The sequence below is a fragment of the Pedobacter hiemivivus genome (genome assembly GCF_004331685.1).
In the GTDB taxonomy this organism is placed as follows: domain Bacteria; phylum Bacteroidota; class Bacteroidia; order Sphingobacteriales; family Sphingobacteriaceae; genus Pedobacter; species Pedobacter hiemivivus.
Window position 1 is genome coordinate 42,533 of sequence record NZ_SJSM01000012.1, and the last position, 22,143, is coordinate 64,675.

Annotated in this window: 28 protein-coding genes; 11 read left to right on the forward strand and 17 right to left on the reverse strand. The window is 38.9% G+C overall.

The window, feature by feature from the left end:
- Positions 1 to 15 precede the first annotated feature (15 nt).
- Complete coding sequence (locus EZ444_RS17645; protein WP_131610465.1) at positions 16 to 1,464, reverse strand: sensor histidine kinase; 1,449 nt, start codon at positions 1,462 to 1,464, stop codon at positions 16 to 18.
- Positions 1,465 to 1,666: 202 nt separating this feature from the next.
- On the opposite strand from EZ444_RS17645, the gene EZ444_RS17650 reads away from it, so the two are divergent.
- A complete protein-coding gene (locus EZ444_RS17650; protein WP_205945295.1) occupies positions 1,667 to 2,350 on the forward strand; it encodes a potassium channel family protein in 684 nt (227 codons plus the stop codon).
- On the opposite strand, the gene EZ444_RS17655 is transcribed toward EZ444_RS17650, so the two are convergent.
- The gene (locus tag EZ444_RS17655) at positions 2,347 to 2,502 is read right to left on the reverse strand and encodes a helix-turn-helix domain-containing protein (RefSeq protein WP_225874762.1); all 156 of its coding nucleotides are present in this window, start codon (positions 2,500 to 2,502) and stop codon (positions 2,347 to 2,349) included. The genes EZ444_RS17650 and EZ444_RS17655 overlap by 4 nt on opposite strands.
- A 568-nt stretch (positions 2,503 to 3,070) precedes the next feature.
- Here EZ444_RS17655 and budA point away from each other — a divergent pair.
- Positions 3,071 to 3,871 (forward strand): acetolactate decarboxylase, encoded by an 801-nt coding sequence (gene budA, locus EZ444_RS17660; RefSeq protein ID WP_131610466.1) that lies wholly within the window; start codon positions 3,071 to 3,073, stop codon positions 3,869 to 3,871.
- Here budA and EZ444_RS27890 read toward each other — a convergent pair.
- From EZ444_RS27890 to EZ444_RS17675, 3 genes are all read right to left on the reverse strand, one after another.
- A complete protein-coding gene (locus tag EZ444_RS27890; RefSeq protein WP_394365961.1) occupies positions 3,868 to 4,011 on the reverse strand; it encodes an AraC family transcriptional regulator in 144 nt (47 codons plus the stop codon). The two genes, budA and EZ444_RS27890, sit on opposite strands and share 4 nt — an antisense overlap.
- Positions 3,977 to 4,240, reverse strand: coding sequence for an SDR family NAD(P)-dependent oxidoreductase (locus EZ444_RS17670; RefSeq protein WP_225874763.1), 264 nt, complete (start codon positions 4,238 to 4,240; stop codon positions 3,977 to 3,979). The genes EZ444_RS27890 and EZ444_RS17670 overlap by 35 nt, the downstream gene beginning before the upstream one ends.
- Before the next feature lie 67 nt (positions 4,241 to 4,307).
- Entirely contained in the window at positions 4,308 to 5,456 is a 1,149-nt protein-coding gene (locus EZ444_RS17675; RefSeq protein WP_131610467.1) for an adenylate/guanylate cyclase domain-containing protein, read from the reverse strand.
- A gap of 185 nt (positions 5,457 to 5,641) precedes the next feature.
- Between EZ444_RS17675 and EZ444_RS17680 the strand changes: the two genes are divergently transcribed.
- Positions 5,642 to 6,520, forward strand: a complete 879-nt coding sequence (locus tag EZ444_RS17680) for a helix-turn-helix domain-containing protein (protein ID WP_131610468.1) — start codon at positions 5,642 to 5,644, stop codon at positions 6,518 to 6,520.
- 74 nt (positions 6,521 to 6,594) lie between these two features.
- Entirely contained in the window at positions 6,595 to 7,377 is a 783-nt protein-coding gene (locus tag EZ444_RS17685) for an alpha/beta hydrolase (RefSeq protein WP_131610469.1), read from the forward strand.
- Between the two features lie 76 nt (positions 7,378 to 7,453).
- Here the strand turns inward: EZ444_RS17685 and EZ444_RS17690 are convergent, their stop codons facing one another.
- The 4 genes from EZ444_RS17690 to EZ444_RS17705 form a co-directional block, all read right to left on the reverse strand.
- Complete coding sequence (locus EZ444_RS17690; protein WP_131610470.1) at positions 7,454 to 8,107, reverse strand: hydrolase; 654 nt, start codon at positions 8,105 to 8,107, stop codon at positions 7,454 to 7,456.
- 65 nt (positions 8,108 to 8,172) lie between these two features.
- Positions 8,173 to 8,640 (reverse strand): nuclear transport factor 2 family protein, encoded by a 468-nt coding sequence (locus EZ444_RS17695; protein ID WP_131610471.1) that lies wholly within the window; start codon positions 8,638 to 8,640, stop codon positions 8,173 to 8,175.
- A gap of 10 nt (positions 8,641 to 8,650) precedes the next feature.
- Entirely contained in the window at positions 8,651 to 9,355 is a 705-nt protein-coding gene (locus EZ444_RS17700) for an NADPH-dependent F420 reductase (protein ID WP_225874764.1), read from the reverse strand.
- Between the two features lie 60 nt (positions 9,356 to 9,415).
- Positions 9,416 to 10,015 (reverse strand): Crp/Fnr family transcriptional regulator, encoded by a 600-nt coding sequence (locus EZ444_RS17705; protein WP_131610472.1) that lies wholly within the window; start codon positions 10,013 to 10,015, stop codon positions 9,416 to 9,418.
- A 139-nt stretch (positions 10,016 to 10,154) separates the two neighbouring features.
- Here EZ444_RS17705 and EZ444_RS17710 point away from each other — a divergent pair, with 139 nt between their 5' ends.
- Positions 10,155 to 10,673, forward strand: coding sequence for a GNAT family N-acetyltransferase (locus tag EZ444_RS17710; protein WP_131610473.1), 519 nt, complete (start codon positions 10,155 to 10,157; stop codon positions 10,671 to 10,673).
- A 73-nt stretch (positions 10,674 to 10,746) separates the two neighbouring features.
- Here the strand turns inward: EZ444_RS17710 and EZ444_RS17715 are convergent, their stop codons facing one another.
- The 4 genes from EZ444_RS17715 to EZ444_RS17730 are packed head-to-tail and all read right to left on the reverse strand — an operon-like array spanning position 10,747 to position 13,387.
- A complete protein-coding gene (locus EZ444_RS17715) occupies positions 10,747 to 11,298 on the reverse strand; it encodes a dihydrofolate reductase family protein (RefSeq protein WP_131610474.1) in 552 nt (183 codons plus the stop codon).
- 15 nt (positions 11,299 to 11,313) lie between these two features.
- A complete protein-coding gene (locus EZ444_RS17720; protein ID WP_131610475.1) occupies positions 11,314 to 12,543 on the reverse strand; it encodes an exo-beta-N-acetylmuramidase NamZ family protein in 1,230 nt (409 codons plus the stop codon).
- A 10-nt stretch (positions 12,544 to 12,553) separates the two neighbouring features.
- Positions 12,554 to 12,919 carry a VOC family protein gene (locus EZ444_RS17725; protein WP_131610476.1) on the reverse strand — a complete coding sequence of 122 codons (366 nt, stop codon included), beginning with the start codon at positions 12,917 to 12,919 and terminating at the stop codon, positions 12,554 to 12,556.
- A gap of 42 nt (positions 12,920 to 12,961) precedes the next feature.
- Positions 12,962 to 13,387, reverse strand: a complete 426-nt coding sequence (locus EZ444_RS17730; protein ID WP_131610477.1) for a DUF1801 domain-containing protein — start codon at positions 13,385 to 13,387, stop codon at positions 12,962 to 12,964.
- Positions 13,388 to 13,462: 75 nt separating this feature from the next.
- Here EZ444_RS17730 and EZ444_RS27265 point away from each other — a divergent pair, with 75 nt between their 5' ends.
- The 4 genes from EZ444_RS27265 to EZ444_RS17745 all read left to right on the forward strand — a co-directional run bounded on the left by EZ444_RS27265 (position 13,463) and on the right by EZ444_RS17745 (position 15,725).
- Positions 13,463 to 13,612 (forward strand): hypothetical protein, encoded by a 150-nt coding sequence (locus EZ444_RS27265; protein WP_165503650.1) that lies wholly within the window; start codon positions 13,463 to 13,465, stop codon positions 13,610 to 13,612.
- A gap of 22 nt (positions 13,613 to 13,634) precedes the next feature.
- On the forward strand, positions 13,635 to 14,504 hold the full coding sequence (locus EZ444_RS17735; protein ID WP_131610478.1) for an ATP-grasp domain-containing protein: 870 nt from the start codon (positions 13,635 to 13,637) through the stop codon (positions 14,502 to 14,504).
- 103 nt (positions 14,505 to 14,607) lie between these two features.
- Positions 14,608 to 15,318 carry a hypothetical protein gene (locus EZ444_RS17740; RefSeq protein WP_131610479.1) on the forward strand — a complete coding sequence of 237 codons (711 nt, stop codon included), beginning with the start codon at positions 14,608 to 14,610 and terminating at the stop codon, positions 15,316 to 15,318.
- Between the two features lie 14 nt (positions 15,319 to 15,332).
- Complete coding sequence (locus EZ444_RS17745; protein ID WP_131610480.1) at positions 15,333 to 15,725, forward strand: hypothetical protein; 393 nt, start codon at positions 15,333 to 15,335, stop codon at positions 15,723 to 15,725.
- On the opposite strand, the gene mug is transcribed toward EZ444_RS17745, so the two are convergent.
- Both mug and EZ444_RS17755 read right to left on the reverse strand, forming a co-directional pair.
- Complete coding sequence (gene mug / locus EZ444_RS17750; RefSeq protein WP_131610481.1) at positions 15,705 to 16,202, reverse strand: G/U mismatch-specific DNA glycosylase; 498 nt, start codon at positions 16,200 to 16,202, stop codon at positions 15,705 to 15,707. The two genes, EZ444_RS17745 and mug, sit on opposite strands and share 21 nt — an antisense overlap.
- Complete coding sequence (locus EZ444_RS17755; protein ID WP_205945297.1) at positions 16,192 to 17,151, reverse strand: aldo/keto reductase; 960 nt, start codon at positions 17,149 to 17,151, stop codon at positions 16,192 to 16,194. Before EZ444_RS17755 ends, mug begins: the two co-directional genes overlap by 11 nt.
- A 254-nt stretch (positions 17,152 to 17,405) precedes the next feature.
- Between EZ444_RS17755 and EZ444_RS17760 the strand changes: the two genes are divergently transcribed.
- Positions 17,406 to 20,030 carry a zinc-dependent metalloprotease gene (locus EZ444_RS17760; RefSeq protein WP_131610482.1) on the forward strand — a complete coding sequence of 875 codons (2,625 nt, stop codon included), beginning with the start codon at positions 17,406 to 17,408 and terminating at the stop codon, positions 20,028 to 20,030.
- Between the two features lie 103 nt (positions 20,031 to 20,133).
- Here the strand turns inward: EZ444_RS17760 and EZ444_RS17765 are convergent, their stop codons facing one another.
- On the reverse strand, positions 20,134 to 20,484 hold the full coding sequence (locus EZ444_RS17765; RefSeq protein WP_131610483.1) for a VOC family protein: 351 nt from the start codon (positions 20,482 to 20,484) through the stop codon (positions 20,134 to 20,136).
- Between the two features lie 61 nt (positions 20,485 to 20,545).
- Here EZ444_RS17765 and EZ444_RS17770 point away from each other — a divergent pair, with 61 nt between their 5' ends.
- Positions 20,546 to 21,082 (forward strand): hypothetical protein, encoded by a 537-nt coding sequence (locus EZ444_RS17770; RefSeq protein ID WP_131610484.1) that lies wholly within the window; start codon positions 20,546 to 20,548, stop codon positions 21,080 to 21,082.
- Positions 21,083 to 21,087: 5 nt separating this feature from the next.
- On the opposite strand, the gene EZ444_RS17775 is transcribed toward EZ444_RS17770, so the two are convergent.
- Positions 21,088 to 22,098 (reverse strand): LacI family DNA-binding transcriptional regulator, encoded by a 1,011-nt coding sequence (locus tag EZ444_RS17775; protein ID WP_131610485.1) that lies wholly within the window; start codon positions 22,096 to 22,098, stop codon positions 21,088 to 21,090.
- Positions 22,099 to 22,143: the final 45 nt, after the last annotated feature.

Below are 22,143 nucleotides of genomic sequence, written 5' to 3' on the forward strand. Positions count from 1 at the left end.
TATGAGGTCATGTATTTAGATGACACTTAGATCAAAATAGAATATAGAACCGTTTTCCCCGTCACTGATGATGCCAATATGACTCTGATGTGCTTTGATAATCTCTTGAGAAAGATATAAGCCCATGCCAAAGCCGTCTATATTTCGTGCTTTTGTATGATTTGTTCTTGAAAAACGTTTGAACAACCCTTGTTGATTTAGCGGGGAAATACCTATGCCATAGTCCTGGACCGATAGTCGTACATTTTTTTTGCTTTCATCTAATTGTAAGCTGAGGCGAATGGTGTCCGCATCAGGTGAATACTTTGCGGCATTGCTCATCAGGTTGGTTATCGCCTGTGCGATACGTACCCGATCTGCTAATACCCTGACATCGCTTATTTCCTCTAAGATAATTTTATGCTTTGTATTTTCAGTTATTCCAGCCACAATCTCCAGTACGAGTTCTAACAATACAAAAGGTTCTTTGTTTAGGCTAATATTTCCGGCATTGAACGCGGAGACATCCAGCAGTAGGGAAGTTAGCTTATTCAGTTGGTCAGATTGATGAAGAATGCGTTTGAGAATTTTGTTAACCCGATCACTGCTTTTGCCGTTGAGTTCCAAGCCTAGCAATTGTGTATAAGACCTGATCACGGAAATGGGCGTTTTGAGCTCATGGCTGGCAATGTTCATAAAGTCTTCTTTCGCCTGTTCCAGTTTACGTGCAAAGGTAACGTCCTCAAATGTGAGTAGAAATTGGCCGATCGATTTGAAAGTTTGAAAAACCTTCCGGCTGGAAACTAGTAAAATATGTTCTTCATCGTTTTCTTTTTGAGGGTATATCAGTTCGAGGTTCTCGAAACTGTCATAGCTTTGCATCTGCTGTTTTAGGACTTGAGGATCGAGCGATCGAGAGAGAACCTCGAATAGGTTTATATTTTCAACTTCATGTTTGTCTAGATTAAACAGGTTAAAAAATGACTTACTGGCTGAATTAATACTCAAATCCGCATTTAAAATGAGAATAGGTTCTTTAGAGGTCTCGACAATACTTTGTGCATATTTTCGGGCTTCTAGAAGCTCTTCTTCTGCTTGCTTGCGGTTACTCAGGTTTCTAAGGATCTTGGTAAAACCAATGTGTTTCTGATCATTGTCATATAAAGGAAAAACCAGTCCGCTGGCCCAAAATAAGGTTCCATCTTTTCTTTGATGATAACGTTCATCTTGTCCTCTTCCTTTTTCCATAGCCTCTGTAAATTCATGCTCTGGAATTTCATTTTTGCGATCCTCATCAGTGAAAATGATCCTGGCAGATTGTCCGCATATTTCCTCTTCGATATAGCCCAGTACATTTTCGGCTCCTTTGTTCCAGCTGGTCACAATTCCTTCTTTATCAGTGGTAAATACCCCATAATCTTCGAGGCTCTCCAAAACATTTTTATAAAAATCATAGCTGAAAGGCTGGTAGTTTAATGAGCTCATAGTTGTTTTTTATCAGCGGTATGAAGTGAATGGCCAAAAAATTGTCGATGAAGCGGCAAAATTACCATTTTTATTTGATTTTTTCGGTGAAGCGGAGGTTAGGGTCTTGTAATCTGGATTTCAGTTTATGACAAAATCATTTGACAGTTTGATGTTAAGTTGCAGTAAATGTTTAATTTAGTTTGTTTAAACCCTATTGCCATTGAAACGGATCATCAATAAAGTAAAGGATTATTGGCACTCAGACACCAGCTTTATCACATTATTGGTAATGCTCTTTTTTATGGTATTTATTATGCCTGTTTTGTTGGAGGGAGCTGTAGTAGACATTTTGTTTTTGAATATTTTATTTTTGACACTCTATTTTATTGGCATTTTTTCAAGCGAAGACAAGTGGAATATATATGTATCGTCATTTCTGTTCTTAGCCCATTTGATTTTGCTGATGATTAGATTTGACGATACGCCTAAAGAATACTATTTGCTAGAGCGTTTAGTTGGACTTGTTAATATGAGTTTGTTCATTTTTATTAATGTTAGGTTGTTATTTCGAAATGCAGAACGTAATATTTTCAGAGTGATAGGGGCTGTAAATGTTTATCTCTTATTTGCCTTAATGGGCGCTTTTGCTTTTGAGATTTTAAAAATCCAAACCGGTAAATCGATAGCCGGAAATATTAGTTTGCAAAATAACGATACTGATTATGCAGCTTATATTTATTATAGCTTGGTATCGTTAACTACTGTCGGCTATGGTGATATTTACCCTGATGGAATGGCGTCACGTATGCTTTCAGTTTTGCTTTCGGCAGTTGGTATCCTATATCCTGCTGTAGTTATTGCGAGGTTGGTTACCAATAACATTGTAAGTAACAAAGAGCTTTAATGTTGTTGATTTTTTTTAAATTCACTGGGACGCATTCCATATTTTGATTTGAAGACAGTTGAAAAATAATTAGAAGAAGAAAATCCTACCATATAGGTGATCTCTGCTATGCTATATCTCTCATTGATTAACAAGTACTTTGCTTTCTTCAACCTTCTGTTGACGGTTTAATAGTCATGACCGATATCTTTTTTCCAGATAGTCCGATTGATCGTATAAAAATAACAGGAGCGGGAAAGCAAAAGTTAACCAACCTGGCAATTTCATCAATCCCGAGCTTTAAATAAAAAATCAAAAACACCCAAAATCTCTACTAAGGGGAGCACTCGAAACAAATTGATCTAAATCAGCTATTTTCTTCAAATCATCATAAAAATTTTTTGAGTTCAGTCCATTTGCGCTTCAAAAAGCTTCTAGTGAAAACTAGGAGCTTTTTTGATTTTAGGCCTATTCCTTAATAGCATTTTTGGTTAATTCCACACCCAACCTTTCAATTTCTTTATAAAGGAAGTCGGATTTTTCAGGTGTATTATTTGCTTTTATTGCCTGTGTTCCATTTTTTGTTGATGAACACGAAAAAAGAATCGGCTCATTCGAGTTTATTTTTAGCCTTTAATCAGAGCCAAATTAATAAAAAAAAGCTTGAGTTAGCGCGAGATAAATCCTATTTAAAGAAATTAGTAGTTATTTATTTTATATTTAAGGAAATATGTTTAAATAATGAATAAGATATATTACTGTCTGGTAGGTTTTGTTTGCTTGAGTAGCTGGACTGCAAATGCTCAGCTAAAATCTGATCGTAAAAATAATACGTTATATACAGCCGGCCACGCTGGCGCTTTTATCGGGGGATTGTATGATGCATTTGCTCCCTACAACAAGTTAATGAAACATGGTGATTTTGGCTTGGGTGCGCCTGATAAGCTAGATGGAGAGCTGCTCATTCTCCATGGGAAAATATATCAGACACAATCCAATGGTAAAACTTTCGAGATACCTGATGCTGGTAGTACACCATTTTCGGTGGTTAATTTTTTTCATGCAGACAAGGTTTTAAAGGCCTCTGTTCCTATGTCTAAGATGCAGGTTTATGCTTATTTGGATAGTGTAATGCCTAACCAAAATGGAATTTATGCCATTCGCATCAAAGGCGTATTTAATAGTATAAAAACCAGAGCCTTTCCTCCGGTTACGAATAAACCCTACGCACCTTTAGCACAGCTATTATCTTTACAACAGTTTTTTAACTTTAGTCATATTAGTGGGGATTTAGTTGGATACCGTATTCCAGCATACATGGAAGGATCCAATATTACCGGGTATCATTTTCACTTCTTATCAGATGATAAAAAAGGGGGAGGTCATATTATCGATCTCCTGACAGGAAATGTTACTATTGAAATTGATGAGTTGGATAGCTTTACGGTGGACATTCCTCAAACCAAAGAATTCAGCAGTTTTGATTTCAAAAAAGACCGCCGTGAGGAAGTCCGACAGGTTGAAAACGGAAAATCTAATTAAAGGCTTTTTGCATATATCAGTAGATTCGACGGAAGGCGATTTGGCGATACCCCATATTTCTTTTTGAAAACAAAAGAAAAATGGGAGAGGTCTTCAAAGCCTACTTCAAGGTAAACCTCTCTTGGCTTTTGGAATGCCATCTAAATTTTTCTTTGCTTTTTCAATATCCCTTGCCGGTACGATCACAGTTGCACCTGCTGCTGCAAGCACTCTGGTAGTCTCCAGACCGATGCCTGCATTTCCACCCGTTACGATTGCAATTTTTCCAGTTAGGTCAATGCCTTTGATAACTTCTGTTGCTGTTGATGCGGCATTAAATCCTGATCCTATTGGATGTTGTAACGCACCTTGATAATTGTTCCTTTCCATTTTGTTTTTGATTAAATGTATAGAACAAATTTAGGTGGATGTGGAGTCGTGGGTTTTGTTGAGCGTGTCAAGTTATTTTGTTGAGCGTGTCAGGTTGAATACCTTCTACACTGAGAATCCCCACCTTTGTTGATTTACCCTTTAACAAGATCATACCGATATTTTCTGTTTTGATGTTATGGTTTGGTGCTAAGGACTCCAACAAGTATGCTGAAATAAGAAAGTTTTTTTGGTGTTCATTACAGACGCTTTGAATCCTTGCAGCAGTATTCAAAGTGTCGCCATGATAAGCAATATCCCTTTTGATATCTCCGATTTCTACGGCAGTAACTTTTCCCATGTGGAGTCCTGCTTTAAAGTGGGGTAATAAACCATAGTTTGTCATGTAGTAATGGGCTCTGTCTTGAAACTGCTTTTCACAACCAAAGAAAAATCGAATACAAGAGAGGTTTCTTAGTCCATCAGGTACCCTCCAGGTTACCACAATTTCATCCCCCACATATTGGTAAACCTCTGCATTAAATCGCAAAAGAATTTGGTTGATGTCCATGAAACTATCTCTGATAAATGAACTGTACTTTATGTGCCCCAGCTTTTCTGCAATAGTTGTGGAGGATTTTAAATCCATAAACATAAAAATCCGTTCCTCTTCCTGTGGATATTTATACTTTCCAAGTAATAAGGGGACTAAAACACCCGGGCCATATTTTCTGTTGACCTGGTTGATAAAGCTTATGATCAGTGTCATAGCGAAATAGTAGATCGCCAGAATATAAAAAAGGTATTTCCATGATTTGTCGTTTGCCTTCAGGTTGTCTCCAAAGTTTGAGGTAGTAATAAAAAAATCAAGGAAGGTATACCGGATCAAAATCAATGTAAGTACAATAAGAATGAGGGAGATGGTAGATTTGACTAGAATTATTCTACCCATAGAGTGCTTTTCGTGAAGATTCTTATCGAGGTATTGGTCGGTTAAGCCAAGTATGATACCATAAAAGAATCCAAACATTATAGACAATGCTAAGGTGTTGTCAAATCTGGTAGGGGAGCTGAGTTGGGAAGTTTCGCTTATGGAAAGGGCTTGTAAATGTAGGAGGATACTCAGAAAAACACTGGCTATAATCCAGAAATTGATTTGTATTCCCAAATAACTTAGAACCGGAAACTTAGCGGAGAATTTCTGTGCAGTACTTGTATAATCCCATTTTTTGGACATCTTATTCAGTTTTTAGTTAAACTAAATTTTCGAATATCTATACAAGATAATGTAATCTATTCATATTTCAGATAGATGTTAATTTTCCATACTTTATGATGTTTAAGGCAATTGTGTTTTGTCGATTTTTAATTGAAATAATTGCATAAATTTAGATGTTGACTTTGATTGTGATTCGCTGAAAAATGAAACTATTGCTTACAGATGCAAATTCCGGCGGTCATCTTCTGCTTCTGAATGATGAACAGCATTTTGATCGTTTTTTTTATGGCAGGGATGGCACCAATAAATATTTCACAATTGTATGGAACCGTGGTGATCAGCAAAGGGTTACCATTGATGGGGAACAATTTGATTTTCCTCAGCAGACTATATTACCACTCATGTTTAATCAATCCTTTTCCTTTGAGCGGAGTTCGGATTTAACAGCCTGGCAGTTTAACCGGGAATTCTACTGTATTATTGATCATGACTCGGAAGTGAGTTGTGTTGGATTTTTATTTGGGATTGGTACCAATCTTTTTATTAACCTAGAGGAGGCTTCACAGCAGAAGCTATTATTGTTGCTCAATATGTTTGTTTCTGAATTGAATACATCAGATCATATGCAAAATGATATGCTGGTGATGCTGTTGAAGAGGTTAATCATTACCGTGACCCAATTGGCCAAATCTGAATATATACCTGACACGCGGCAACAGAACGAGCGGTTCAATATCATCCGTAAATTCAATTTATTGGTAGAGGGAAATTTTCACAATGAGCATTCGGTGAATTTTTATGCACAGAAACTCAACAAATCTCCAAAGACACTTTCCAATTTATTTGCCTTATTTGACCAGAAAACTCCGATCCAGCTGATCCAGGAGCGGATCATTATTGAAGCCAAGAGACTCTTGTACTATACCGACAAGTCTGCTAAGGAAATAACTTATGATTTGGGTTTTGAAGATCCGGCCTATTTCTGCAATTTCTTCAAAAAACACACTTCCTTTTCGCCCATCGGCTACAGAAATAAAAAGGAAACTGAAGAAAGGGAAAAAATTACAATATCGGGGGAATAATCTCTATTATTCGAGGCTCTGTTTCGGGCCATCTTTGTATCGTTGACTCAAACAAAACATCAACGGCAAAGAAAATGAAAACTCTAAATCTAAAAAACAAAATCAAAGGTGGCGTTTTAGCTACAACATTAGTATTGACTTCAATTGCAGGCCAGGTGAATGTGGCAAATGCACAATCGGTTAAAAATGTGGTATTGGTGCACGGCGCTTTTGCTGATGGTTCAGGATACAAGGCACTATATTCCGTGCTTACCAAAAAAGGATATCATGTAACTGTTGTACAAAATCCATTGACTTCTCTGGAAGATGATGTAAAGGCAACCCAGGTAGCTTTGGACAAACAGGACGGGCCTGCAATATTGGTCGGACATTCCTGGGGCGGCGCAGTAATTACAGAAGCAGGAAATCACCCTAAAGTAGCCGCTCTTGTCTACATCGCAGCATTCCAGCCAGATAATGGTGAATCTGCTTTGCAATGGCTTCAGACAGCTCCACCGGCAGCAGAGAATGGGGTTCTTCCTCCTGATGATAAGGGAATCGTTTATTATGACAAGGCTAAATATCATGCTGGGTTCTGTGCGGATATCAGCAAGGAAGAATCAGATTTTATGTATGCTTCTCAGGGTGCATTCTATGCTAAAGGTTTCGTAACACCTATCACTCATGCCGCCTGGAGAGATAAACCAGCCTATGCCTTGGTTGCCACTGAAGATAAAAGTATTGCTCCTGAAATTCAGCGTGCGATGTACAAACGCTCTAATACCAAAGTTACCGATGTTAAAGGGAGCCATGTGATATTCATGTCCCAGCCTGAAAAAGTAGCGGCTGTTGTGATGCAGGCTGCGCAGGGAAAATAATTGTACCGGATCTTAGGGGCTTAAAAAAGGTGTTTACCAAGTTTGGTGAACACCTTTTTGCATGAAATGGTATCCTTTATGATGTTGGCGGAGTCTGCAGCAATTGTAACTCCCATCTGAGGCTGGTACCTACATTTCCCATATAGTCAAAAATCATTTCCGAGACTGCCGGAACCGTTTCTGTACGTGCCCAATCACGTTGCAATTCTGATCCGAACACAGTCCATGTAATCGGTACTGCACCGGCCTGAACCATACGCATGACGGCCATTTCGTGTGCTTCCAGGCTTACTCCGCCTGATGCATCTGTTACGATGTAGACCTCATAACCTTCGCCAAGGGCCTGTATAACTGGCATGGCCAGACAGATCTCTGTCCATAAGGCTGCCATTACTATTTTTTTCTTGCCGGTGGATTTTACCCAGTCTGTAACACGGGTATCTTCCCAGGTATTGATAAATGTACGGTCAATTGGCTTCTGATCTGGAAAAATATCCTGAAGTTGTTTTAGTAGATAGCCACCTCTTTGCTCAACTACGGTGGTGAAAAGGGTAGGGACGTTAAAAGCCCTGGCAGCTTTGGTGAGTCCGACAACGTTGTTAATTATGGTTTGTGTGTCGTGGCTGCGCAGTCCGGCAAACTGGAATGGTTGATGGTCAATTAAAATCAGTGCACAATTGTTTGGTGTTAACAAGGCACCGAGGCCTGTTTTAATGTTCGAATTTTCCATTTTTTTGAAGTTTATAAAAGATTTTAAGTTTTAATTGATAAGATGAGTGTCTTATTGAAACCGGTTCAGTTGAACATTGATGAAGGATCGACGGTGAGCGGGATTTCCTGTATAATGTCCCAGTGCTCGGCTATTTTCCCATTTTTTACCCTGAATATATCCATGGACATTTTACCATGGTCTTTAGGGGTATCTTGAGTGTAGCATTGAATCCAGACAAGATCGCCTTCGGCTGCGATCCGTTTTATACTTACAGTAAATTCCGGGAACTTTCCAAACAGGAATTTGTTAACCGCTGCGATGGTCTCCTCAGCTCCTTTTCCCGAATGGGGATGGTGATTGATCATGTCTGGAAGCATCATTGTTCTGGCCTTATCCATGTTTTTCTCATTATAAAAGGTGTAGAAAAATTCTGTAACAAATTTCTTATTTGCTTCTTCCTGTTTGAGATCTCTCATTTTTTGTGCATTAACTGCCTGTAAAAAACAAGCTGTGCTGAATAGGATGGTTAACTTTAATTTTAGCGTGTTCATGGCTATACATTTAACTGATTTGGATCAGATTCAAGGTTGCAACAGCGCCCTTAGCCTGCTGAAGTTTACTGCCGTAGGCAAGTGAGCCCAGATCTATCACGGCAAATCCTAGATCTTTTATAACTTCAGCTACCTCTTTTTTTGCCATTGGTTCGTCTCCGGAAACAAATAGGACACGATTTCCATTAGCCACTTTAGGATCAGCAGCCAGGATTTTAAAGAAAAGTGTATTGAAAGCTTTCACAATTCGCGCAGCGGGCAGCCATTGGGCAACTATTTCACTGGAAGCCTTTCCGTCAAGATCAGCTACCTCGAAGTCTGGGTAATAAGTAATAAAGTGATTGGTTGCATCGATGACGATGCGGTTGGTCCAGTCTCTTAAAGTTGTTAGTGAAGGGACTTCTGACCAAGGAAGAGCCAGGACAACAATATCAGCCTGGGCTGCTTCGGCAGTGGTTCCTGCTTTAGCCCCTGCACCTAGCTCTGCAATAGTCGCGGAGAGTGATTCGGCTCCGGTATGATTGCTTAGTGTCACCTGGTAGCCCGCTTTTAACAAATGTCCGGCAACCGCTTTGCCTATGTTTCCTGAACCAATTATTCCAAATGTCTGTTTCATGATATTTAATTTTATATGTCGTTTTGTTTGAGTAAAGTTAGATCTACTCAGCCTGGGGACAGATGATATATAACATGAAATCTGCTTGATATTTGTCAAGCGAGCTTGCTAAGCTGTTGATATTTGGCAGGGAATACGGATGATAATTATCAAGCTGAGCTAGCGTGATGATTTGTTTTGCAGGGTAACCTGTTTACGGATCCTGCTGAGCGTTTCAGGAGTAATGCCCAGATAAGAGGCTAGCATCGCCTGTGGTATCCGCTGGATAAAAACTGGATAAGTATTCATTAGATGCAGAAATCTTTCTTCTGCTGTGTAACTGATCATCGCCTGAATTCTTTCTTGAGAGGCACTAAAGTGTTTTTCATCAAGATTCTGGCACATTTTATTGAAATGTACAGAAGTAGCACGGAGGTTAATTAGCTTTTCATTAGTAGTAACAAGCAACTCGGTATCTTCCAATGCATCAATGCAATATTTGGTGGGGGTAAGATTGATAAAACTGTCCCGGTCACTGATCCACCAGTTTTCTATGCCAAAACGAACAATATGTTCATTGCCCTTCTGATCAATAGTATATTGACGCATGGTTCCCTTAACAATAAAAGACATGTATTTACAAACCATTCCTTCGTGAAGCAGAAACTGTTTTTTCTTAATTATCTTGGGGGTAAAAGCTTGTTCTACCAGTTTAAATTCTTCATCGGAAATGATGGAAGAAGTACCATTGTTAATGTATGCTCTGAGTTGTTCGTACATAAGATGGTGATTGATAAGCAGTTTTTTTAATTCTAATAAAAATAAGAAATGCATAATAATTATCAAATTGTAAATTCTTTATTGTAGATGGTTCGGGAGGTAATTGAGTAACTTTGGCAAAACCAAAATAGATTGGATAATGGAATACATACAGGTTAGAAAAGCTACAATAGACGATTTAAGTACCCTTCAGCAAATCGGTAGAGAAACTTTTTTTGAAACATTTGCCGAAAGCAATACTGAGGATGACATGAATAAGTACCTTGAAGATAGTTTTAATGCCGATAAAGTGACTGTTGAGTTGAGTAATCCAGATTCGTTGTTTTATATTGCCTGGGAAGATGAAAGTCCTGTTGGCTACGTAAAGGTAAATACTGGAATCGCACAGACGGAGCAGTTGGATGAAAAGGCTTTGGAAATCGAGCGGATTTATGTAAAAAGTAGCCATCATGGTAAAAAAGTTGGTCAGCTCCTTTATGAAAAAGCTTTAGAGGTAGCTCAGCAATATCATAATTCCTATTTATGGTTGGGTGTTTGGGAAAAAAATCCACGTGCAATAAGGTTCTATGAAAAGAATGGGTTTATTGCTTTTGACAAGCATATATTTAAGATGGGCGACGATGAGCAGCTTGATATTATGATGAAGAAAGTGTTATAAATTGCGGGCCATGACAGATGGCTGCTATTGGTTTTCCTGAATAGTGATCCAGGCGCTCCTGTCTCAGTTTTTTTTACTGTTTCAAGTAATGTAGTGCTACAGCTCCTGATTCAAGCACTTTCGACTGTACTAGTTTCAAGTTTAACCGATCCCGAAGTTGGGTATCAGCTAACAGTCGTCTTCCTTCGCCAGCAATGACAGGATGAATGACAAAGTGAAATTCATCAACCAAGTCAAGTGCTATTAATTGCGAAGGCAGGTCTACACCACCAATTGAAATTTTCTTACCTGTTTGCTGTTTCAGTTTTAAAAATTCCTCTGCAAGGTTCTCACGAATAATCCTTGTATTCCCATCAGCACTTTCTAATGATTTGGAAAAAACAATTTTGTCGATCGCATCGAATGTTTCTGCAAATTCATTCTCTAATTTTGTCCCGGACTGGCTTTTAGCTACATCAGGCCAATAGGGGACCATCAGTTCATAGGTTTTTCGGCCGTAGACGATCAGATCAACGTCCTTCATGAGCGCTGTAAAATATTCATGAATATCTGCTGTACCATTTCCTTTGGTATGGTCGCAGCAGCCATCTGTAGTCAGATTAATTCCATAGATAACCTTTCTCATTTGAATAGTTTTTAATTACGGATATAGGAGATACTTTGCGCGTATAGCCTTAAACTTTTGCAATCCAGGTTCCCAGCTTTTTCTGATGTCGGCTTCCGATACTCCTGCTAAGATTTGTTTTCTTAATTGATCGGTACCTATGCGCAGATCGAAAGCTGATATATCTTGGTTCGCTCTTCCAGGGGTAAAGAACTTAGCTTTATCCGGATAGGCATTGTACAATTCAATTAACCATGATAGATCAATTTGGCGACTCTTTCGAAACTTGTTAATATCATAATTGCGAAGGTCAAGACCATAACAAACAGCGTCTTTGTGATTTGGTCGTTCACTCATTCCCGGAATACTTACTGGTTTGTAGGAGAATGAATATTTGCCTTTCAATGCGGGGGCTCCCAATATCGTAAATGGCATATGAGTTCCCCGGCCTTCATTGATAGCTGTTCCTTCAAACATACATAAGCTCGGGAAAAGCATTACAGCTTGCTGTGTATTTAAATTTGGTGAGGGATTTATGGGTAATACATAAGGCAAGTCATGATTGTAATTGGCAACTTTTATAATATTTATTTTGCATTGTTTCTTAAGATATCCTTCGCCGTTAAGGTATTGTGCAAATTCAGCGATTGTCATGCCATGCGTCATGGGTGTATAATGGATCCCTATAGCAGATTTATATTTATCATCAGTCATTACCGGTCCGTCTACTACATATCCGTTAGGATTAGGCCGGTCAAGAATTAGCAGTTCTTTATTGTTTTCTGCACAAGCATCCATCACATACTCAAGCGTATTGATATTGGTATAGTAGCGACAGCCCACATCCTGAATATCAAAGACCATCAGGTCGATATCTGCCAGCTGTTCTTTTGTTGGTTTTTCGTTTTTGCCATATAAAGAGATGATTGGAATGCCAGTTTTAGCATCTTTCTCATTGCCCACAACGGCTCCATTACTGGCATTGCCTCTAAAACCATGCTCAGGTCCAAACACTTTTACTATTTTAATTCCAAGGCTCAATAAACTGTCCACGCTGCTTTTTTTGCCGATAATAGAACTCTGATTTGCAACCAGGCCAATTCGTTTTCCTTTTAGATAAGGCAAATATTTTTCAGTCTGGTCGGCGCCTGTAATAATTCCTGGCTTATTGGATTTATTGTGGTTTGAGGATGCAGTTTGTGCGGTACATTTAACATTACTGATCACCAGAAGCGTTAAAAAAAGTTTTGAAATAAATCTCATCATTTTTAGAGGGTTAATAAGGGTTATACGGGCTGCTGAAATATAATGCAAACCGTAGTTGGATCAAGAGTAGCAAATTCCTTAAGCCCCCAGGTTTATGGCTCACTACTCTGGAATTGGGATGTAAGATTTCTGGTGCGCGGTCTTTGATTTCCTGGTAAATGGCTTCAATATCATTGGTCGCTATTCTAATTTCGGGGCGATCTCCTTCTGCAAATTCTTTACTGTCTACCAGTAGAAAAGTGATGTCATCCCGATTGACAATGTATAAGGAATCGTCATGATACCCGAGGGTAAATCCCATACCGTCAATGAAAAATTTTAGGCCTACATTGATATCAGAATAAAATACTTTCGGAAGAATCTGTTTAAGCGCCATAATTGAATCTATTTATGTTCGTCTTTTTAGCTATTTGCCAGCTCATTGCTTACCCCATTTTGCCTCAAGGAAATCAATTGTTCCGCTGATCATTTCTTTAAGTACATCGGTGTTAATGTCCTCCAGTTTTTTTACATAAATGCAACCTTTTCCCATGGTGAACTTTCCCAATCGCTTAAGCAGTTCTTCTTGACCTGGGGCAGCACTATAAACATACAAAGATATAGCCGCTTTTCGAGGTGAAAATCCGACCAAAGGCCAATCTCCTTCCTGTTTGCTCCTGTCTGATTTATAATGATATAAGCCGAAACCGATTATCGATGCCCCCCACATTTTAGGATCATAACCTGTATGTTCTTTCATCAATTTCAATAGTTCGAAACCGTCTTGCTTTTTCTGCGACGTTGCTGCAAAGTCATTGATGAAATCTTCGACGCTGGCCTCTGTTTGGGTGGTTTTAATGGTCATGTTGCTAATGGTTTTAACTCATAACAATATAGTAAACAAAACTGTTTTTTGCCAGCAATTTCATGCTTGGTTGTTATGCCACCAATTTGCATAGTTACCTTGCATAGAGTAGGTAAAATTTGGTATAAAGGATTGGCACAGGGCGGAACTGCAATCATTGGTATGGTGGTTGTTACAGTTGGGGTAATTATGTGTGTGGCAGGAACAAAGAAATTTGCTAAATAAGATTTAACTAAAATAGAGAAGAATGAAAATAGCAATAGTTAGTTACAATAAACAGGAAAAGTTTTCACAGGGCATTGTCAATGATGAAGATGCAGACCTTATAAGATTTTTGACAGGTAAAGGATTAAATGTTGTTCCTACAATTTGGAATGATGAAAATGTAGATTGGAACAGCTTTAATGTAGCTATCATTAAATCCCCTTGGGACTATCACAACCATTTAACCGAGTTTTTGAATTGGTTGAATAAATTGGAAAAATTAAATGTCAAAGTATTAAACCCTGTGGAAATTATTAAATGGAACAGCCACAAAAAATATTTGAAAGACATTGCCAATAAAGGACTTCCTGTAATTCCTAGCGAATACCTTGCAAAAGGAGCTACCTTGGATCACCGTTTCTTTGACCTATTCGGTACAAATAAATTGGTTGTAAAACCTTGTGTAAGTGCAGGAGCACAAAATACGATAACCGTAGATCTAATTAATTATCAGGAACGTATAGAAGAAATTGGACAACTTTTAAAAGCAGAAGATTACATTGTACAACCTTTTGTAGAAGAAATTAAAAATGGTGAGTGGTCCTTTCTGTTTTTTAATGGCAAATACAGCCATTGTTCATTAAAGACGCCTAAACAAGGCGATTTTAGGGTGCAACATTATCACGGTGGCAGTATCAGCTATCCTACGCCTAATCCCTTGCATATAGAACAGGCCGAAATATACGTAAAGAGCTTACCAGTAGCTACGCTTTATGCAAGGGTTGATGGTGTAGTCATAAATGATTCATTTAAATTAATGGAATTGGAATTAATCGAACCGTATTTGTTCCTTAATGGCGATTTCAATTTATTGGAAAACTATTACCGGGCATTGATGGCTTTGATTTCATAAGGGATGGTTACTGCAAGGAGCCTTGGAATATGACAATTATGTCATACTATTTTTTTTGCTTTAAGTTAGTTTTGTCCGCTATCTTATTTAAAATAAACTCAAAATGAATTGCAGAAGTATGTATATGCTCTTGTTGCTCTTTACTTTTAAAACAGCTTATAGTCAGCATAGTCATTATCCTGATAAGCCCAATACCCATGGGATGTTATTGATGGGGCAGGAGACTGTATATGGAGAACACCTTCCTATGTTTCATACTCCCCATGATTATCAGATTATTCTGGAGCTTGAATTTCCGAAAACAGATTTGGAAAAATATCGTAAGGATCGTATAGCGCATCCTCAAGAATTGGTTTATACCATTGAACCTGAAACCTTTGTTTTACCAGAGATGGTTAATCATACTAAAGTGTTTAAAGCCAGTGTGTATAGGGGGCATTTTGAAAGAGGAGGGATCAAATTTTTAGATACAATTACCCTTAAAATTAAGAAGATTATTTATTATAAGCAGTTTGATAAAAATCAACAAAGACCTGAGCAGCTGCAATACATTTTGTTCGGAAATAAGAAAGAACAATTTTTGAGCCACCTAATTAGCAAAAAGCCTGATTTTAATGAAGTATTGGCCGTTCAGCTGTCAGATATGAAGGTTATGAATGCAAGTAGACCTTATCAGCTGATTACTTTTGAAGAAAAGGAGAGTCGTAAACCTTTTTCATGGGCTAAGCCTGAAGCGCTGATATGGGGAACTCATAACCCGGCTGTGTTTAAAAAGCACAAACAGTTGTATCTTGAGTTTGGTGATTTGGAATAAAAAACAATTCTATTATGTATTTTTATATCGATGGACTGAATTCTTTTGCCGGATTTTATAATTTGCAGTTGTACTTTAACCAGAAATTCAAGGAAGGATTTCTTGGTTATTTGAGCGCGGAAAATCAGAACGTGATGGCGCGTTTGAATTTTTATCAGGGATTATATACTTCGAAAGGATTCACTGACGATCAGTCATCAGCTCTGGCGAATTCAGCGATATGGCAGAGTGTTGCCCAACAGAGCCAGTTGCTCAGCAACCGTGCGGTGTTTGTGTTCTTTGGCCTAATATTAATTGGTATTGCTTTGCTGATTATTCTAGTGCCCGCTATGTCAAAAACATATTGCTGGGCAAAAAGGAGTTTTACCCCTAATCTTTACCGCAATTTAGGAAATGGTTCTGTATAGTTCCTTGTAATGAATTACGAGATCATTAAGCCTGAATCCGCGGTTTAGCCCACTTGGGTTAGGAAGTATCCAGATAGATGCCCCGCAGAATTTTTCCTCCTGATAGCCCCATGAGATCTGTTTTTTTCCGGAAAAGGCAATGTAAGCTGCTCTGCCAAGGAAGGCGATACATTCCGGCCGGTAATGTTCCATTTTATTTTTAAGGGCATCAACCGAACTTTCGAAGTCCCCTTTAGAGAGCTCATCTGCTCGACCTGTTGCCCTGTCCACGGCGGTAGTCAGGCCATACCCAAAATTGAGGATGCTTGCATCGTGTATAGGTTCGATTTCGTATGGTGTGAAACCAGCCTGGTGAAGGGCTTTCCAAAAACGGTTGCCCCGTCCGGAAAAATGATGCCCCTCCCATGCAGATTTTAGCCCAGGGTTAATTCCACAAAAAATTATTCTTAGGTCTTTGTCAATAAGGTCAGTTAACATGGCTGGTATTGTTTGGGATGAAACCTGGGACACCAGTCTTCACGACTCCATTAAATCTCTGCCTGGTCTGAATACGGTTGATTTCATCAAAAGCGTCTTCCGGCAGGGGAGATATGTCAAAATTTTCTCTTGCGCGTGCTGGAGTTTTGGGTGTAGTGAGCAAAGCTGTGCCACGTTGGATCGCCCAGGCTAATAGCACCTGTGCTGGTGTCTTTCCTACAGATGAGGCAATCTTCAAAATAACCGGATCTTCGAGCAGTCCGGGCCTTATTCCATGGCCCAATGGCGCGAAAGCCAAAAAAACAATCCCCTTCTCTTTGCAGAATTCCAGAAGTTCGGTTTCGGGCAGATATGGATGTGCTTCGACCTGGACTACCGCTGGCTTGATTCTCGCTGATTCATAGAGTGGCAACAGTTCCTTCAAACTGATATCCGACAGGCCGATAGCCCGGCATTTGCCACTGTCCACCAGAGATTCCATCGCCTTCCAGGTATCGAGCAAAGTCACGCCTTTGTCGTAGATCACATTGCCTTTTTCGTCCCTAGGATCCTGATCTTCTCCCGCTTGAAACGCAAACGGAGTATGGATGAGGTACAGATCGATGTAGTCAAGCTGGAGTCTCTGCAGGCTCGCCTCGAATGCCGCTTCTACGCGTTCCGGACGATGATTGGTACTCCACAACTTTGTGGTCACAAAGATTTCTTCGCGGGTAATGCCGCCAGCTGCAAGTCCAGACTGTAGTGCTTCGCCGACCTCTCGCTCGTTCCCGTATCGTTCGGCACAGTCGAAATGCCTAAATCCGGCTTCCAGCGCGTCCCTGGTTGCACTTATCGTTGTAGCTGCGTCGGGAATCAACGTTCCAAACCCGAGGCTTGGCATACCACTGCTCATATTTGTTTGATTCATTTGTAGGCTATTTTTAATATTCTTAACAATGTCATATCTCATATGTTCTAAAATTTATAATTGCCTAAATTTCCGATTAGGGAACAATTAAAAGTAGACAGAATTGCTTCAGTGTTGGTCGAAATAGCCTATGCATTCTCCCAACCAGATATTAATATAGAAAAAGGCAGATTTTATAGCGTTAACTGAAACAGTTAATAGTTATTTGTCTTATATTTAGGTGAATATGCTTGGGCTGGGGACATTTATTGCTTGAAATAAGCATATATAAGATAAATTTATAACCATAACGAACCATGAAAAAAAGCATTACTTTACTATCTCTCGTCCTGTTTTTAGCCAGTGGGGCTTTTGCCCAAAAGAAGAAAAAAGCATTATCGGCTGATTCCTTAAAGAAAGTTCAGGTAACTCCTCCTAAACCAGGTATTAAAGATAAGATCAAATCCAGTAAAAAAATTGATGGTCTTTTTGCAATGTATAGAGATACTGTAACAGGTAGTCTTCAGATGTATGTTAAAAAAGGTCAGTTAGGCAAGGATTATATTTATCAGAGTTTTTCGATGGGCGGGCCAACTACCTTGTATCTTAATCAGAATATGATTAGGACTACTTGGTTATTTTATATTCAGAAATCTGATGATAAAATTGAGCTTCTTAAAAGAAATACAAATTTCTATTACGACCAGTCAAATCCTGTAAGTAAAGTTGCTAATGTTGACGTTTCGGATGCTGTTTTTTATAATGATAAAGTTGTCGCACAAGATTCACTTGGTTATTTAATTTCTGTTGATGGTCTTTTTCTTGGAGATAAATTAGATCCGGTTAAGCCCGTTTTTCCGCCAACATTGCCTCCAGGTGCAATGTTTAATCTAGGGAACTTAAATACCGCAAAGTCGAAGTACCAAAAGATACGTTCATATCCAGGAAATACAGATGTAGTGGTAGAGCTTGCTTATGACAACCCGGTACCTTTGAATGGTGGAGGAAAAGATATTACTGATGCCCGCTATGTAAGGGTTAAAATGCAGCATTCTTTTCTTGAAGTTCCTAAAAATGATTTCCGCCCACGTCGTGATGATCCAAGGGTAGGTTATTTTGGTGGAGAAGTAGATAACCTGACTTCTTTATCTCCAACACCATACAAAGACTTTATCAGTCGCTGGAATCTTAAAAAGAAAAATCCATCAGCAGCATTAAGTGAGCCGGTTGAACCGATTGTTTTCTGGATTGAAAATACTACTCCGCTAGCGTATCGCCCGATTATAAAAGAAGCAGGTGAGAAATGGAATGAAGCATTTGAGAAGGCTGGTTTTAAAAATGCTGTGGTAATGAAAGAAATGTCTGATACCGCCAGCTGGGATCCGGCTGATATCGCATACAATGTAATCCGTTGGGTCTCGTCAGCTTACCCTTCTTATGGCGCAATAGGTCCCAGTTTTTATAATCCTTTAACTGGTCAGATTTTAGGCGCTGATATTACTGTTGAGTGGCGTTCTGGAGCAGGTACAGTTGTTACCGACGATTTATTTAGTGCAGGTAATTCTTCATTAAAGTTACCTTGGGAAAATCCAATTGAAGCGGTTGCTGCAACGCCGAAACATTTACACGGTTTTGATAAGAATCATAGTGCTTCCTGTGCATTGGCTCAGGAGTTAAGTATGCAGTATCAGGCTGGTTTAACAGCTATTGAAGCGCTTGATACTGACCTGCCAGAGGCAAAAAGAGTAGAGACCGTTCGAGAAATGCACAAACAGTTCTTGTACTACCTTATTATGCATGAAATGGGACATACACTAGGGCTTAATCATAATATGAAATCAAGCCAGATGCTAAGCCCTGCGCAAATGAATGATGTAGCACTTACCCGTAAAATTGGGTTGCAAGGATCAGTAATGGATTATCCTGCAATAAATGTAAGCAGTGATCGGAGCAAGCAAGGTGATTATTATACCACCAAAGCTGGTCCTTATGATTTATGGGCAATTGAATATGGTTATACTCCATTTAGCGAGTTGGAAGAAGAAGCAGGATTAAATAAAATTCTAAGTCGTAGTACAGATCCACAACTAGTTTTTGGTAATGATGCTGATGATATGCGTAGTCCTGGCGGAGGGATCGATCCAAGAGTAAATGTTAATGATCAAACAAACGATATGGTTGCTTATGGAGAAGACAGATTTAAGTTGGTAAATACAATGATGCCAAAGTTGAAATCTCGATTTAGTAAAACAGGCCAAAGTTACCAGGAGTTACGTCAGCGTTATATGCAGCTTAATGGTCAACGTTCAAGTATGGCTGCGGCAGTAAGCCGTTTTGTTGGTGGTGTGTATGTTGACAGAAGCTTTGTTGGACAAAAAACAACAGTTGCTCCATTTACCCCAGTTCCGGTTGCTTATCAAAAAAAGGCAATGGCATTATTGGATAAATATGTGTTTGCACCTGATGCTTTTGATGCTGACAGTCCCCTGTTCCCTTATCTTCAGATTCAAAGACGAGGATTTGGATTTTTTGGAACCAATGAGGATTTTAAACCTCAGAATACTTTTATGGGAATACAATTGAGTACACTAGCTCAAATTCTACATCCAAATACTTTAACCAGAATAAACAATAGTGGACTTTATGGTAATACCTATTCAGTAGCTAGTGTAATGAGCGATTTGGCAAACCATATTTTTGTAGCAGATCTTAAATCAAATGTGAACTTATTCCGCCAAAATCTGCAAACTGAATTTGTAAAAGCGTCAGCAAGTATTGTTTCTGCACCAGGAGGATATGATAATGCAAGTAAAGCAGCAGCGCTTTTTACATTGAAGAAGATAAAAACTCAGCTTGGAGCTGCAGTTTCAACAAATGAGCAAACAAAAGCTCATCGTACAAACCTGGTATTCTTAATTGATAAAGCTTTGGTAGTAAGATAGATATGAGGTGTCCCCAATAAGTGTCTAACTTTTTGGGGACATTGAAAAGTAGGAGCTTTTTATTTTTAGAATCGGGTAGATATATCCATTTTTGATTGCAGAATTACAGGTGGCTGAGGATATTGATTAGTTTTCCAAAAGGATCCCTAACATAAAATCTCCTTACACCCCAAGGTTCGTCTACAGGGCCATATTCAATGTCAAAGCCTGCGTTGGTAAACTTTTCCCATGCTTCATTTACATCATCGACCTCAATGGAAAGGTCAGGGACAGCAGTGCCTGATCCGCCCTCACTTGCAAAACTAAGTTGCACAGTCATTAATTCGGACGATCCATAGGTACGAATCCAGCCATGATCCATCAATAGGTCAAGATTCAGAATATCTCTGTAGAAAACATCAGCGGCATTTAAATCGGGCGTAAAGACATCGCTTACAATTCTTTTAACTTTCATGTCTAAAGATAAATAATTTAGTTTGGGTGGGTTCTATGGGTTTTACTAACTTCGCGAAACTATGAAAGAAGAGATTAAATTATTCAGAAACACTAAAAAAACCAGAACATTATTGTTATCATCGTTAGGAGTTTGCATGCTGCTGGGCTTGGGAATATTATACAGCGTAGGCCTGTTTGATGGCGAATTAAAAATGAAACCGGCCATTTTTTCTGCGGCTGCATTCCTGATTATGCTCTTTTTAACTTTAAAGACCTTGCTTAGTTTGAAAGATAAATCTCCGTTAATAGAATTGAATGGACAAATGTTTGTTGGAAAAACAACTCCAATATCAAAAGCTTTTGGTCAGGTAGATTGGATAGATGTAAAGGATATCCAATTGCAAAAAACGGGAGGGGATACTCTGGTAGTGGTTACAGTTGGTAATACGGATAAATATGCTGGAAGGCTTTCCAAAATGTCATGGAATATGGTTTTTGATAAGTCATCAGAACAATTACAATTGATGTACTCTACTTCTGAAGTTGATATCGAACCGAAACCGCTTTTTGACTTATTTATATCCTTCTGGGAAGGCAGTTCTAAAAAGGCCTTATAAGAGTTCTATTCCCCAGTGGAGGCTCTATAGATGATTTCTGCATCCATTACAATTGTCTTACTTGGCGCTGTGCTGTCTTTAATTTTTTCTAAAATCAATCCTGCAGCAATTTCACCCATTTGAAGCAGTGGTTGCTCTACGCTAGTTAATTGTGGATGTACAATGGTTGCTAATTCAGTCCCTGAGAAACTCGCAATGGCTACTTTTTCAGGGATTTTGATGTGCTGCTCATGAAGGTAGTTCATTGCGCCGATGGCCAGTGTGTCGGTGAAGGCAAAAATACCATCAAACGCTAACTTTTTGTCTAACAATTGCCGGGCAGCATTTCTTCCATCTTCAAACGTGGTACCTTCGGTTTTGATCACCAAATCTGGATCAAAAATGCCATGTTTGGTTAATATGCGTTGATACCCCATTGCCCTTTCCGTAGAATTTCGGATCGTTGAGGGGCCCATGATATGGGCGATTCTTGTTCTTCCCATATCAATCAAATGTTCAATCATTAAGGAAGTCTTGATGTTATCGTTCACCATTACTTTTGAAGCAGCTAAGGATTTAGCCGGAATCCGATCAAAAAAAACAAGGGGAGTGCCCCGATCCATGATTTGCTCGTATAAATCCTGATTTTGGGTTTCATGACATAAATTAATAATAATACCATCAACGTTAAATTCTTCCAATAGCAGCAGATTTTTCCTTTCTATCAATGGGTTTTCATCCGATTCTGTGATAATGATCCGGTACCCCAATGGATATAAAATGTTTTGGACACCACGAAGCACCTTTGAAGCAAAGGGAGTAATCATCTCTGGGACCACAAAGCCTATGTTTTTCGATTGGCCGTACTTTAAATTTAATGCAGTAGGGTTGGGTCTGTATCCGAGTTTTTTAGCGGCGTCCAACACCTTTTTTTTTGTATCCGGGTGGATATTTGTATCATTCCCTAAAGCCCTGGAAATAGTTGAAGTCGATAATAATAAATGTTTGGCAAGATCTTTAATGGTGATACGTTTCATAGGATCAGCTGATTTGGATTTGGAAGATCAAAATTACTAAAAACA